The sequence below is a fragment of the Serratia sp. CoH_134_PS_4 genome (assembly GCF_058190535.1).
In genome coordinates this window covers 1-13,850 of sequence record NZ_JBXWKI010000021.1, presented here as the reverse complement: position 1 = coordinate 13,850, position 13,850 = coordinate 1, and the positions used below count along the sequence as shown (strand labels likewise).

Below are 13,850 nucleotides of genomic sequence, written 5' to 3'. Positions count from 1 at the left end.
ATAAACGGTCACGCTGAATCGCTATTGATTCGGACCCTGATGAAAGACGCTCGTGAGATCCTCCTTCGTTAATCGGATAGTGATATCCAGTAGGATATGCAGATACTTCTCACGGGGGTCTAACCCTTTACCATCAACGAGTTACAGTTCAGTTACTACTCAGTTTAATTTTTCACGTTGTTGAATACAGTCTGAAGTCATCGCCGTAATGTAATGATGCCCAGCACAACCTCGCATTCTTGGCGGCGATTGCAACGACAGCACGCCAGTATCCCCGCCTACCAATCAACGAGCAGACCCAACGGCTAAACGAGTCCGTTCTATTCTCTGCCCCTACCATAACAGAACGGGCTCCCTGGACCAGCAGGGTTCGCAGGTAGGCATCACCCGCTTTTGTTATCCTGCCAAGCTTTGATTTTCCGCCACTACTGTATTGTGATGGCGTTAGCCCCAACCAGGCTGCCAGTTGGCGCCCGTTCTTAAAATCATGGGCATTGCCAATACTGGCGACCAGCGCACTCGCCGTTGTGGGCCCAATACCTTTCAGTTCCATTAACTGCTGGCTGCGATGATCTGTTTTGGCAACACGAGATAACACCCTGTCATATTCGGCGATTTTCTCTTCAATATTAGTGACATGTGCTAATAGATCATCAATGCACAGCCTGACCTGTACTGGCAGAGTTTCCTTCTGGTCAGAAACAGCATGACGCAGAGCATCAGTGCTTTGTGGGGCAATAACCCCGAATTCAGATACCAACCCCCGAAGACGGTTATACGTCGCTGTTCTTTCCTGAATAAATCCCTGTCTTGTCCTATGTAAGCATTGCATTGCCTGCTGGCTTTCGTCTTTGACGGGTACAAAGCGCATGTGCGGCCGCTGCACAGCCTCACAAATAGCTATTGCATCAGCTGCATCATTTTTCCCGGTCTTACCCGCCATGCGATAGGGTGAGACAAATTTCGGTGCCATCAACCGGACATCATGGCCATACTGCCTGAATAATCTTGCCCAATAGTGGGCACCCGAGCAGGCTTCCATTCCAATGACACAGGGAGGTAAACCTGCGATGAGTTCAGAAAGTGCTGCACGCGACACCTTGGGTTTAACCAGAACTGCTTTACCATTTTGGTCAACGCAGTGAACAGCAAACACATTTTTAGCAAGATCGATACCGACAGTGGTGATGGTCATAACGAATCCCTCTGGGTCAATGTTTATCCCATGATTGCATGAAAGTTAACCAGGCGCATATCCAGGGGAAGTCCCTTCCATTCGTTAAGCTTTTCAAGCTTAACGGGTGATTTCGTTCCATTGATCGGAAACCCCTGACCGCAAGGGATGTACGGAACTGTCAGGCTGTCCGTTTCTGGTTTTGCCTACTTTCGGACAGATCAACGGCATGGTGTACGTAATCGTTCGGTTTCGGACGTTTAAGTCACATGCACGTTAACTGTCGGTATTCATCGCCTCACTAGTACTACTCTGCTAGTTCATCATGTTCTTCGAGAGCATATTCAAAATCGGCAACAAGCAAGAAATTTTCTATCCTATAAGCCTGATTTAACTTAATTCGTTGGTATCTTTCGTTCAATAATCGCCATGCTGTTTTCCGTAGTACCATCGGTACGGATTCATCTTTTAAAGTACGCATGAGCACAGAACAGGTTGTCAGAAAAGCAGCGTCCTTACGTTTTCGGTAATACGCATCAGTCGAACAAACCGCAATGATCTCGATTGATTCAGGGTGATGACAGATAGCATTAACCGTAGTTTGTTCATGTATCTGTACCTTGAGTTCAGCCTGAATTTTTGATTGATGATACATAGCCTTGAGATAGCTAAACATGATTTCCCCATCAAACAGTAAGTCGTGTCAATTCCTAGAGTTAACACATTTCTGATCATGACTCACACGTTACGTTCAGTCGGTAGCCATCTGTGCAAAAAATGCGCTTAGCGTAGGATAATTTCCTTTTTCCAAGCGGACCCCAGGTGGGCCGATTCCCACGCGGCAGCGGCGCCCGGCAAGGTGGGCCGATTCCCACGCGGCAGCCTCGCCCGGCAAGGTGGGCCGATTCCCATATCGACATGTATGTAGCTTGTGTTATCCGTGGATTGTGCAGCTCAGCGGGTCGCTGGTCGTATGGCGGAGTGTCCCCCGTAACCGGCCGCGTGCGGCCGCTAACGCGCAGTACGGCGCCGCGACCCGAAGGCGGGCCGCCGTTCCCGCGCGCAGGCGCGCGGCGCCCACTACGCACCCCCGTGGGGGACGTGCGGCAGTTGCGTGGCGGTGAGCGAGATTAGGGCTTTGCAGGGAGGTGCGTAATTGCATCTGATTTGGAGCCCCTTTCACATTTTATCTGATCAGCGTTCGCAAATTACCTGATTGCCCAACAAAAATTCAGTCACCTGCTCAAAAATCATCAATGATTAACAGTCGACTCTATAGTTCTCACAATGTCCGCATAATCGTAATATACTAATCCTATTAGTGATTTAATCTACCTACCAAACCGTGGGCAACACATTCTATTAATCAGGAAAACGCAGATGACCAGCCTGCAACAACGCGCCGAATTACACCGTCAGATATGGGCTATTGCGAACGAGGTTCGCGGTGCCGTTGACGGATGGGACTTTAAACAATACGTCTTAGGGGCGCTGTTTTACCGTTTTATCAGTGAGAACTTCACCAATTACATCGAAGCCGGTGATGACAGTGTTCAGTATGCCGGAATGTCTGACAGTGATATTGGTGATGAGATTAAGGACGATGCGGTCAGAACGAAGGGGTATTTTATCGCCCCAAGCCAGCTGTTCTGTAATGTGGCAAAGCGTGCCAATACGAATGACCGTCTGAATGCTGATTTAAACAGTATCTTTGTCGCGATTGAAAGCTCTGCATCCGGTTATCCGTCAGAAGCCGACATTAAGGGGTTGTTTGCTGATTTTGATACAACCAGTAACCGGCTGGGCAGTACCGTTAAAGAGAAAAATATTCGGCTTGCTGCGGTACTGAAAGGCGTTGAAGGATTATCTCTCGGGGATTTTGGTGCCCATCAGATTGACCTGTTCGGTGATGCCTATGAGTTTCTGATATCCAATTATGCCGCCAATGCGGGTAAGTCCGGCGGGGAGTTCTTTACCCCGCAGCATGTCTCTAAGCTGATTGCTCAGCTGGCCATGCACGGACAGACCTCCGTCAATAAAATCTATGACCCTGCGGCCGGTTCAGGTTCTCTGCTGCTTCAGGCCAAGAAACACTTTGATAATCACATTATCGAGGACGGTTTCTTTGGTCAGGAGATTAACCATACGACCTTTAACCTGGCTCGTATGAATATGTTCCTGCACAACATCAACTACGACAAGTTTGATATCCGGTTAGGGAACACATTACTGGCTCCTGAATTTAAAGACGAGAAGCCGTTTGATGCGATTGTGTCTAACCCGCCATACTCCGTGAAATGGGTGGGCAGTGATGACCCGACACTGATTAACGATGACCGCTTTGCTCCTGCTGGCGTACTGGCCCCGAAATCAAAAGCTGACTTTGCGTTTGTACTACATGCGCTGAACTATCTTTCTGCAAAAGGTCGTGCCGCGATTGTCTGTTTCCCTGGCATTTTTTACCGTGGCGGTGCGGAGCAGAAAATCCGTAAATATCTGGTTGACAGTAATTATGTTGAAACGGTGATTTCACTCGCGCCAAACCTGTTCTTCGGCACCACTATTGCCGTTAACATTCTGGTGCTGTCCAAGCACAAAACAGATACCCGCGTTCAGTTTATTGACGCCAGCGAACTGTTCAAAAAAGAGACTAACAACAATATCCTGACCGATGCCCATATCGACCAGATTATGCAGGTATTTGCCAGCAAGGAAGATGTTGCTCATCTGGCAAAATCTGTCGCGTTTGAAACCATTGTAGCGAATGACTATAACCTGTCAGTGAGCAGCTATGTGGAAGCGAAAGATAACCGCGAAATAATCAATATTGCTGAGTTGAATGCAGAGCTGAAAACCACGGTCAGCAAAATCGACCAGTTGCGCAAAGATATTGATGCGATTGTGGCTGAAATTGAAGGCTGCGAGGTGCAGAAATGAGCGAGATGAGTTATCTGGAAAAATTGCTGGATGGGGTTGAGGTTGAGTGGTTGTCACTCTCAAAAGTATTCAACTTAAGGAATGGTTATACACCGTCTAAAACTAAAAAAGAATTTTGGGAGAATGGTGATATACCTTGGTTTAGAATGGATGACATACGTGAAAATGGTAGAATTCTAGGGAATTCACTTCAAAGAATTTCATCCTGCGCCGTAAAAGGGGGGAAACTATTTCCTGAAAATTCAATATTAATATCAACGTCAGCAACAATTGGTGAGCATGCTTTAATCACTGTACCTCATCTAGCCAATCAAAGGTTTACATGTTTGGCTTTAAAAGAGTCTTATGTAGATTGCTTTGATATTAAATTTTTATTTTACTACTGTTTTTCTTTGGCTGAGTGGTGCCGAAAAAACACAACGATGTCCAGTTTTGCGTCTGTTGATATGGATGGATTCAAAAAATTTTTAATCCCTGTCCCCTGCCCGGAAAATCCTGAAAAGTCTCTTGCCATCCAGTCTGAAATCGTGCGGATTCTGGATAAATTTACCGCCCTTACCGCTGAGCTTACCGCTGAGCTTACCGCACGTAAAAAACAGTACAACTACTATCGTGACCAGTTGTTGAGTTTTGATGAGGGGGAAGTTGAGTGGAAGACGTTAATTGATGCTTGCGATTATGTAGATTATAGGGGGAAAACCCCAAGAAAAACATCCGAAGGAATATTCTTAGTAACTGCAAAAAATATTAGGATGGGATTTATTGACTATACGTTATCACAAGAATTCATTTCAAAAAGTGATTACTCGATTGTTATGCGGAGGGGAACTGCAAAAATTGGTGATATTTTAATTACTACTGAAGCGCCTTGTGGTTTTGTAGCTCAAGTAGACAATGAAAATATAGCTTTAGCTCAAAGGGTTATCAAATATCGTAGTAAAGATAAAAATTTATCCAATTCGTTTTTAAAACACTATTTATTAGGCTCTCAGTTTCAAGAGAAGTTAATGAATACGGCTACTGGTTCAACTGTGAAAGGCATAAAGGGTAGTAAATTACATCAATTAACTGTACCGATTCCAAGTGTGAATGCACAAGAAAAAATCGTTCGTATTTTAGATAAATTCGATACGTTAACCAACTCCATCAACGAAGGCCTTCCTCGTGAAATCGAGCTGCGCCAGAAACAGTACGAGTACTATCGTGAGTTATTGTTCAGCTTCCCGAGATCAGAAACCGCCAGCAACTGACGGACCATTGATACCGGCAGGGTTTGTTCTCACCCGCCCGGTATCAGGCTTTACGAATACCGGAAGATGCTTCTGATACCCTTCCGGGCTTTACCAGATGACGCACAGGATGCACCATGGCACAACAGACACACACCATTGCTGAATCCAATAACTTTATCGTCCTTGATAAATTCACCAAAATTCTGGAGACCGGTGACAGCTACCAGAGCGAATCGGACCTTGAGCGCGAGCTGATTCAGGATTTGCGTAATCAGGGCTACGAATTTGTACCTGACCTCACATCACAGCAGGCGATGCTGACCAATGTCCGCGTTCAGCTACAAAACCTGAATAATGTCACCTTTTCTGAAAGTGAATGGCGGCGCTTTACTGAGGGTTATCTCGATAACCCCAGTGATACTCTTATCGATAAAACCCGTAAGATTCATGATAACTACATTTGTGATTTCACTTTTGATGATGGTCGTCTTGAAAATATCAGTCTTATCGACAAGAAAAACCTTATTCGCAATAAGTTGCAGGTTATCCAGCAGTTTGAACAGACGGGAGCGCATGCCAATCGCTATGACGTCACGATACTGGTCAATGGGCTGCCACTGGTACAGGTTGAACTGAAGAAGCGTGGTGTGGCGATTCGGGAAGCCTTTAACCAGATACACCGCTACAGCAAAGAGAGTTTTAACAGCGAAAACTCGTTATTCAAGTTCCTTCAGGTGTTTGTGATTTCTAATGGGACGGATACCCGTTACTTTGCCAATACCACAAAGCGGGATAAAAACAGTTTCGATTTCACCATGAACTGGGCGCGGTCTGACAATACACTGATTAAAGACCTGAGAGACTTTACGGCCACGTTCTTCCAGAAACATACCCTGCTGAATATCCTGTTTAATTACTCGGTATTTGATACCAGCGACACACTGCTGATTATGCGCCCCTACCAGATTGCAGCCACTGAACGCATCCTCTGGAAAATTAACAGTGCGTTTCAGTCAAAGAAATGGAGCAGCACTGACGGAGGCGGGTTTATCTGGCATACGACAGGCTCAGGAAAAACCCTGACCAGTTTTAAAGCCGCCCGACTCGCAACTGAACTGGATTTCATCGATAAAGTCTTCTTTGTGGTTGACCGCAAAGACCTCGATTATCAGACCATGAAAGAGTATCAGCGTTTCTCACCGGACAGCGTCAACGGCTCTGACAGCACCGCGGGACTGAAACGTAATATCGATAAAGATGACAATAAAATCATTGTCACGACTATCCAGAAGCTGAATAACCTGATGAAGGGGGATGCAGATTTAGCCGTCTACCAGAAACAGGTCGTCTTTATTTTTGATGAATGTCATCGCAGCCAGTTCGGGGAAGCCCAGAAAAACCTGAAGAAGAAATTTAAACGTTTTTATCAGTTTGGTTTCACAGGCACACCGATTTTTGCCGGTAAAAATGCGCTGGGCGCGGAAGATACTGCCAGTGTATTTGGTAATGAGTTGCATGCCTATATCATCACCGATGCCATCCGTGATGAAAAAGTCCTGAAATTTAAGGTGGATTACAATGATGTGCGTCCGCAATTTAAGGCCATAGAAACCGAGACAGACGAGAAGAAAATCACTGCCGCTGAAAATAAACATGCCCTGCTGCACCCTATGCGGATTGCGGAGGTTACAAACTACATCCTTCAGCACTTCCGGCAAAAGACCCATCGGGCTTTCCCCGGCGCTAAGGGCTTTAACGCTATGTTCGCCGTCAGTAGCGTCGATGCCGCCAAAGCCTACTATGAATCCTTCAGACACATCCAGAAGTTAAGGGCTGAGCAGGACAGCAGTTATAAGCCCCTGACGGTTGCGACCATTTTCTCGTATGCTGCCAATGAAGCACAGGATGCTATCGGTGATATTAACGATGAGAGTATTGATACCTCAGAGATGAACCCAGGCTCCCGTGAGTTTCTGGAATCTGCCATCGCTGACTATAACGCCGCCTTTAAAATGAATTTCAGCACTGATGGCAACGGTTTTCAGGATTACTACCGCGACCTGGCTAAACGGGTTAAGTCTCAGGAAGTGGACCTGCTGATTGTAGTGGGTATGTTCCTGACCGGCTTCGATGCTCCGGCACTGAACACGTTGTTTGTCGATAAGAACCTGCGTTATCACGGGCTGATGCAGGCATTCTCGCGTACCAACCGGATTTATAACGCCACGAAAACCTTTGGTAATATCGTCACGTTTCGGGACTTAGAGCAGGCCACCATTGATGCCATTACCCTGTTCGGGAAGAGCAACACCAAAAGTGTGGTCATGGAGAAAAGCTATACCGAATACATGGAAGGCTTCACTGATGCAGTCACGGGTGAAACACGTCGTGGTTTTATCGATATTGTCCGTGAGCTGGAGACCCGCTTTCCTGACCCGGCAGATATCACTTCTGAAAAAGAGAAAAAAGCCTTCATCAAACTGTTTGGCGAATACCTGCGGGCTGAAAATATTCTGCAAAACTACGATGAGTTCACGGCACTGAGAGCGATTCAGACAGTGGATATCAGTGACCCTGCCGCCGTTGACGCTTTTAAGGCTGAACATTTCCTTGATGATGAAAAACTGGCAGCACTCCAGTCCATCCGGTTACCTTCCGAACGAGAAGTACAGGACTATCGTTCAAGCTACAACGATATCCGTGACTGGCAGCGCAAGGAGCGCGAAAGTAATGTGAAGGGCAATACGACAGTCAGCTGGGATGACGTGGTGTTTGAAGTTGACTTGCTGAAGTCTCAGGAAATCAATCTCGATTACATTCTTGAACTGATTTTTGAATACAACAAACAGCACCCGAACAAAGAGACACTGAAGGAAGAGGTCACCCGGCTTATCCGTGCCAGTCTGGGGAACCGGGCGAAAGAAGGGCTGATGCTGGAATTTATCGGGCAGACAGATATAGATAACCTGCCGAATAAAGAGTCCGTGATAGAGCAGTTCTACACCTTCGCTCAGGCCGCTCAGCAGCGGGAAGCGGAGGCATTGATTCAGGAAGAGAATCTCAATCACGATGCTGCCAGGCGTTATATCAGTGCGTCACTCAAGCGTGAATATGCCACTGAAAACGGGACGGCTCTGAATGAAGCGTTACCGAAACTCAGTCCGCTAAATCCACAGTATAAAACCAAGAAAAAGACGGTGTTTCAGAAGGTCTCAGCATTCATTGATAAGTTCAAAGGGGTGGGTGGAAGGATCTGATGTTGTTCAGGAGGCTGCGGCCTCCTGATTTTTGTAAAAGACATGAATTACAACACCCTGCGACAACAGGTACCTGAGATACAATTATTCGCTCCCTGAAGTGATGCAAACTTCCTGCTGGAGGTGATCAAGTAATTTGCGAGTGAGTGATCAACTGATTTGCGAATGGGGGATCAGATACATGCGAATACACAGGGAGGGGGCTGGGCCGGGCGATCCGGTCAGCGTTGCGGTTTCCGGCGATTTGCGGCCGGTGGCCGGTTAAGTCCGGCGCGGTCGCCTTCCATGCCCTGACGGGCATAAGAAAATAAAACCGCCATGCTGCGGTCATTCATGATTTTGTGGTGTAGCGATAAATAGTCATGCGAGAAACGTTGAAGCGCTTAGCAACTGCACCAACTGTCATTTCAGGATCAGCAAGTAAGATTCTAATTTGTTTAACATCTTCTTCAGAAAGTGACGGTTTTCTCCCTCCCACACGGCCCCTTGCGCGTGCAGCTGCAAGGCCTGAGCGCGTTCTTTCAATATTGCGGTTGCGTTCAAAGCTAGAGAATATCGCCATCAGATGCGTATAGATTTCCCCTATAACTGGCGCATTTGTGTCTATTCTGTCCTTGATGGCTATGAAAGTTATTCCGCGTTTCTTCAGGTCGTCGAGTAAAGTAATGACTTGACCCGGCACTGTTGCAAATAGTCGGTGGTGATAAACTTATCATCCCCTTTTGCTGATGGAGCTGCACATGAACCCATTCAAAGGCCGGCATTTTCAGCGTGACATCATTCTGTGGGCCGTACGCTGGTACTGCAAATACGGCATCAGTTACCGTGAGCTGCAGGAGATGCTGGCTGAACGCGGAGTGAATGTCGATCACTCCACGATTTACCGCTGGGTTCAGCGTTATGCGCCTGAAATGGAAAAACGGCTGCGCTGGTACTGGCGTAACCCTTCCGATCTTTGCCCGTGGCACATGGATGAAACCTACGTGAAGGTCAATGGCCGCTGGGCGTATCTGTACCGGGCCGAGGTGGTAGATGCATAGATTGCAGCGCGTAAATGACGCTCCACCATGACCATCATCCGGTGAATGGTGACATCCCGTGAACTCTGTGCCATTCGTTCGGCTCCGGCATTCATTGCATCTGCAAGGATCACTGCCATAAGCGCTGCTTCGTCTTCTGCCTGTTTTCCGGTGCGATAATGGGTGAAACAAATTCCCGGCAGCGACAATGTGGCTTCATATGCCACTGGACTGGGGTATTGCCTGTCGCCATGACACCATTGAAGGCTGGATTCTTAAATTTTCTAATCGAGGGCTGTGCAAAATTAGCTACGTCCGCTTCACGCTGTGAGTTCAATAATTGTGTTGCGTCCATCAGTTGAAATCACAGCTCAAAGTAGACGCTCATTCTCACTGGAATGCTTTGCTTTCACCTTGCCAGAGGACAAATCCTTTGTCCCGCAACTATGGTTTTTTATTAGGATTTTCGCCACTGAATAAATTATAATAAATTGATTTTATAAGATATTCGTCATGGGCTATATGACCAGTACGAGTTGCATGCTCTAATGTTTCAGATGCCAGTATATGTGCGGCTTCAGCAAACATCCCAGGCCAACCCTTACTCAGCATAGACAGTCCTTTAAGGACTCTTATCTGAATCTCCCTCATACTCGCACCATCACGTGCAACAGGTAAGAAAAAGTCTTCCAGTAGGTCTTTGATCTGAAGTGGCGCAACATGTACTGAAGGATATATCACTTCAGTTTCATCTATTTTATTCTGCGCGTAAGCGGAGAGTATTCGAACACCTCTGCCAATGACATCAATCGCAGTACCGGGATCGTTTACTGCGGGCGAAAGGGCCCTGCAGGCTATTTCGGCCATGACGCTGAGACAGAATCGGGGATCCTGAGCAAATGAACGCACATCCGAGACAATGATCGTTTCAAGTAAATCGGTACAGATTGATGACTCCTGACCAGAACTCAGGTACAAAACTGGCATCGATGGATGTATGAAACTGCCTGGCTGCGCCACAAGATATACATGACGAGGATCATTGCTCAGCAGACTGCCGAGCTTGACCATGTCAATATATTCAACATAGCCAATTTTCTCCGGATATACGGCAACAGTTCCTTTTGGTTGTTCATTGTTCTCAAGCCATGGATATCCGCCAAGACATGGACTTTTTGCTCTCGCAATAAATGTCTCGATCGCCGCCTGTTCTACTTTTGCTGTTGTCTCACCTACCCTGCCCAGAGAGGTCAAATGCTGTATCCAGCGAAGCAATGTGATGATTATTAAGGCAATGACAACCAGTGTTACAATGAATAAAATGACTCTACCCCTTTCTCCGTAGGCTCCCATATTGAGGGCAATAATCCCTACCAGGCTGAAGAGAAAAGAACCGATAAAAGTGGCCAGTACATTTTGTGTGGTTACGTCTTCTACAACTAAACGCGTGGCTCTGGGCGTCACATTAGTAGTGGCTGAACCGTAAGCGGTGACCATGATACTCAGTGAAAATGTGGTCACCGCCAGCATACTCGATGCCAGTATGTTCAGAATATTATCAACTGCTTCCGCACCAACCTTCACTGATACTGACTCTGGGATCATTGATCTAAAAAGAATAGATAAAAGGGCCGTTATTATTGCTACCATTGCAAATAACGTTGCCCTGAACCATAGCTTTTTAAGTGTCTGCCTGAGAATACATTGCCAGCGTAAAATCATTCAGCATATCCTTGTATTAAGTTCGGGAAAATAAATGCCGCCCGGCAGGACGGCATTTTTGTATTAACGAACGAGGTGCAGGAAGTGCAGGTGTTTTTCGTACTGGTCCAGTATGTCATTAATCAGCTGTTCCTGATTCCAGCCCATCACATCATAGTTTTGACCGCCTTCTTTCAGATAGACCTCAGCGCGATAATATCGATGTTGCTCAACCTGCTGCTCGTCATTGTCCATTGCAGCCATGGCGAAAGCCGGTGAGTTATAGCCACGAAGTCTCACTTCATAAATAAAGTTCAGCTCATTGCCCAAATCGACTTCAAGCCGAATTCGTTCGTCATCAGTATCACTTATATGGCTTATCGTTCCCTGTTTATTCAGTTCTTCCTGAACCAGCGTCATGGCGGGCTGGATAACGTCGCCCATAAAGCGTTTCACAAGAGAGCGCTTTGGCAGATAAGCGATATTGCGCAAGCGTCTCTGCCATGGAATCGGGTTACGCGCTGCAGTCGGAGCAATAGTCGCCATGCTCAGGCTTTCACGCTTGGTCAAATCCCGACGCAGGGCTTTTAATAATCCGTATATGGATATCAGTAAAATCACTGAGAAAGGTAATGCGCTCGCTATTGTCACGGTTTGCAGCGCGCTCAGTCCCCCCGCAATCAGCAGTGCGATTGCCACAATCCCTATGAGCGAGGCCCAGAAAATTCGCTGCCATACAGGCGTGTTAGCGACGCCACCCGATGCCAGCGTATCAACAACCATTGCCCCGGAGTCAGCCGAGGTGACAAAGAAGACAATGACCATCGCCATTGCAATAAATGACAGCACGGAAGAAAACGGGAAATGCTCCAGGAAATTAAACAGGGCCAGCGCGACATCCTGCTGAACGGTATTGGCGAGATCAGCCGCCCCCTGGTGCATAATGAGATAGATTGCGCTGTTACCAAACACCGTCATCCACATGAGCGTGAAGCCGGCGGGAACAAACAGCACGCCGGTGACAAACTCGCGAATGGTTCGACCGCGCGAGACTCTTGCGATGAACATCCCCACAAACGGCGACCATGAAAGCCACCATCCCCAGTACAGTAATGTCCAGCCCCCCAGCCAGTTGCTCGACTTAGGTTCATACGCATAAAGGTTAAAAGTTTTACTCACCAGTTCAGAAAGATAACCGCCCGTATTTTCCACAAATGACTTCAGCAGAAGCACGGTTGGTCCCAGACACAGGACCAGCGCCAGCAGCAGCACTGCCAGGCCCAGGTTGAGCTCAGACAGTATACGTATTCCCTTGTCCAGGCCGGACACCACCGAAATCGTCGCTAAACCAGTGATGACAACGATTAGAATCACCTGCACCGTTTCATTAATAGGCACCCCGAAAAGATGATTCAAACCAGCATTCACCTGCAAAACACCGTACCCCAGCGATGTCGCAACGCCAAAGACGGTGCCAATAACGGCGAAAATATCAACCGCATGGCCTACAGGTCCGTATATGCGCTCGCCAATAATGGGATAAAGTGCGGAACGCAGCGTTAAAGGCAGACCGTGACGGTAACTGAAAAAGGCCAGGATCAGTGCCACAATGGCATAGATTGCCCATGCGTGCAGGCCCCAGTGGAAGAACGTCAGGCGCATTGCTTCCTTCGCTGCCGCAACGGTCTCTGGAGTGCCGACAGGAGGTGAAAGATAATGCATCACAGGTTCAGCAACGCCAAAGAACATCAGGCCGATCCCCATCCCTGCCGAGAAAAGCATCGCAAACCAGGAGTGATAGCTAAAATCAGGCTGCGCATGGTCCGGACCCAGTTTGATATCACCGTAGCGTGAGAGTCCCAGGAACGAGACACTCAGTAGAATCAGGGCCACTGCAAGGATGTAGAACCAGCTGGCATTCGTGAAGATTTGTTGCTGAAGTAGTTTAAAATTTTTGTCGGCGACATCCGGGAATACAGCGGCAAAGGCGACAAGAAGGAAAATTAACAAAGCAGATGTAAAGAATACCGCTTTGTTAATCTGGATTTTAGACTTCTTTTGGATTGTATCATTTTCACTCATAATCATTTATTCCATTAATTAAAATCCGCACTGTATAGAGGGTACTACATCTCAAAGATTAGCAAACTTCAACTTACGATGCGGCGTCAATCGGAATGCAGAGTGCAAGAGTGGCCATACAGATATCCTGTTGATAGTCTGCCAGCCGTCTTCTGGAGCATTTGATTTGCATAAATTGCATCAGATCTGGGGATTCACTTTGATTAGAGCAATATTGAGAATGACTTACTAACGTCTGATGTTGCGTAAAGCGGGCTTTAAGGATGGTCGCAATGTCAGAGGTAAGGACAGACGTTCAGGATGCAAATAATCAGTGCCGGTTCGTCGCTGATTTTACTTCAGGCTGACTTGTCCAAAACGAGTAACAATCGCCGGTGATGCTGCCAACTTACTGATTTAGTGTATGATGGTGTTTTTGAGGTGCTCCAGTGGCTTCTGTTTCTATCAG

Annotated in this window: 9 protein-coding genes and 1 pseudogene; 4 read left to right on the top strand and 6 right to left on the bottom strand. The window is 47.1% G+C overall.

Translation table 11 applies throughout. The features are described from left to right. Positions 1 to 172: 172 nt before the first annotated feature. Positions 173 to 1,195: an IS110-like element IS5708 family transposase gene (locus tag AC2FCQ_RS23160; RefSeq protein WP_032736818.1), complete on the bottom strand. Its 1,023-nt coding sequence runs from the start codon at positions 1,193 to 1,195 to the stop codon at positions 173 to 175. A gap of 286 nt (positions 1,196 to 1,481) precedes the next feature. Next, positions 1,482 to 1,850, bottom strand: coding sequence for a hypothetical protein (locus AC2FCQ_RS23155; protein ID WP_032677090.1), 369 nt, complete (start codon positions 1,848 to 1,850; stop codon positions 1,482 to 1,484). Between the two features lie 704 nt (positions 1,851 to 2,554). On the opposite strand from AC2FCQ_RS23155, the gene AC2FCQ_RS23150 reads away from it, so the two are divergent. From AC2FCQ_RS23150 to AC2FCQ_RS23140, 3 genes are all read left to right on the top strand, one after another. After that, positions 2,555 to 4,111: a type I restriction-modification system subunit M gene (locus AC2FCQ_RS23150; RefSeq protein WP_490309101.1), complete on the top strand. Its 1,557-nt coding sequence runs from the start codon at positions 2,555 to 2,557 to the stop codon at positions 4,109 to 4,111. Continuing rightward, entirely contained in the window at positions 4,108 to 5,361 is a 1,254-nt protein-coding gene (locus AC2FCQ_RS23145) for a restriction endonuclease subunit S (RefSeq protein ID WP_490309100.1), read from the top strand. The genes AC2FCQ_RS23150 and AC2FCQ_RS23145 overlap by 4 nt, the downstream gene beginning before the upstream one ends. A 116-nt stretch (positions 5,362 to 5,477) precedes the next feature. Next, entirely contained in the window at positions 5,478 to 8,600 is a 3,123-nt protein-coding gene (locus tag AC2FCQ_RS23140; protein WP_490309099.1) for an HsdR family type I site-specific deoxyribonuclease, read from the top strand. A 331-nt stretch (positions 8,601 to 8,931) separates the two neighbouring features. Here the strand turns inward: AC2FCQ_RS23140 and AC2FCQ_RS23135 are convergent, their stop codons facing one another. Next, positions 8,932 to 9,282, bottom strand: a complete 351-nt coding sequence (locus AC2FCQ_RS23135) for a helix-turn-helix domain-containing protein (protein ID WP_326397101.1) — start codon at positions 9,280 to 9,282, stop codon at positions 8,932 to 8,934. 58 nt (positions 9,283 to 9,340) lie between these two features. Here AC2FCQ_RS23135 and AC2FCQ_RS23130 point away from each other — a divergent pair. After that, positions 9,341 to 9,622 (top strand): annotated as a pseudogene (locus tag AC2FCQ_RS23130) (IS6-like element IS26 family transposase); the annotation flags it as partial. On the opposite strand, the gene AC2FCQ_RS23125 reads toward AC2FCQ_RS23130, so the two are convergent. From AC2FCQ_RS23125 to AC2FCQ_RS23115, 3 genes are all read right to left on the bottom strand, one after another. Continuing rightward, positions 9,580 to 9,759: a hypothetical protein gene (locus tag AC2FCQ_RS23125; protein ID WP_490309110.1), complete on the bottom strand. Its 180-nt coding sequence runs from the start codon at positions 9,757 to 9,759 to the stop codon at positions 9,580 to 9,582. The pseudogene AC2FCQ_RS23130 and the gene AC2FCQ_RS23125 sit on opposite strands and share 43 nt — an antisense overlap. 304 nt (positions 9,760 to 10,063) lie before the next feature. Further along, positions 10,064 to 11,341 (bottom strand): DUF2254 domain-containing protein, encoded by a 1,278-nt coding sequence (locus tag AC2FCQ_RS23120; RefSeq protein ID WP_050296618.1) that lies wholly within the window; start codon positions 11,339 to 11,341, stop codon positions 10,064 to 10,066. A gap of 63 nt (positions 11,342 to 11,404) precedes the next feature. Continuing rightward, positions 11,405 to 13,402, bottom strand: a complete 1,998-nt coding sequence (locus AC2FCQ_RS23115; RefSeq protein ID WP_490309098.1) for a BCCT family transporter — start codon at positions 13,400 to 13,402, stop codon at positions 11,405 to 11,407. Positions 13,403 to 13,850: the final 448 nt, after the last annotated feature.

Coding starts and splice junctions, on each gene's coding strand:
- AC2FCQ_RS23160 (WP_032736818.1), bottom strand. CDS start 1,195: ATGACCATCACCACTGTCGGTATCGATCTTGCTAAAAATGTGTTTGCT.
- AC2FCQ_RS23155 (WP_032677090.1), bottom strand. CDS start 1,850: ATGTTTAGCTATCTCAAGGCTATGTATCATCAATCAAAAATTCAGGCT.
- AC2FCQ_RS23150 (WP_490309101.1), top strand. CDS start 2,555: ATGACCAGCCTGCAACAACGCGCCGAATTACACCGTCAGATATGGGCT.
- AC2FCQ_RS23145 (WP_490309100.1), top strand. CDS start 4,108: ATGAGCGAGATGAGTTATCTGGAAAAATTGCTGGATGGGGTTGAGGTT.
- AC2FCQ_RS23140 (WP_490309099.1), top strand. CDS start 5,478: ATGGCACAACAGACACACACCATTGCTGAATCCAATAACTTTATCGTC.
- AC2FCQ_RS23125 (WP_490309110.1), bottom strand. CDS start 9,759: ATGGCAGTGATCCTTGCAGATGCAATGAATGCCGGAGCCGAACGAATG.
- AC2FCQ_RS23120 (WP_050296618.1), bottom strand. CDS start 11,341: ATGATTTTACGCTGGCAATGTATTCTCAGGCAGACACTTAAAAAGCTA.
- AC2FCQ_RS23115 (WP_490309098.1), bottom strand. CDS start 13,402: ATGAGTGAAAATGATACAATCCAAAAGAAGTCTAAAATCCAGATTAAC.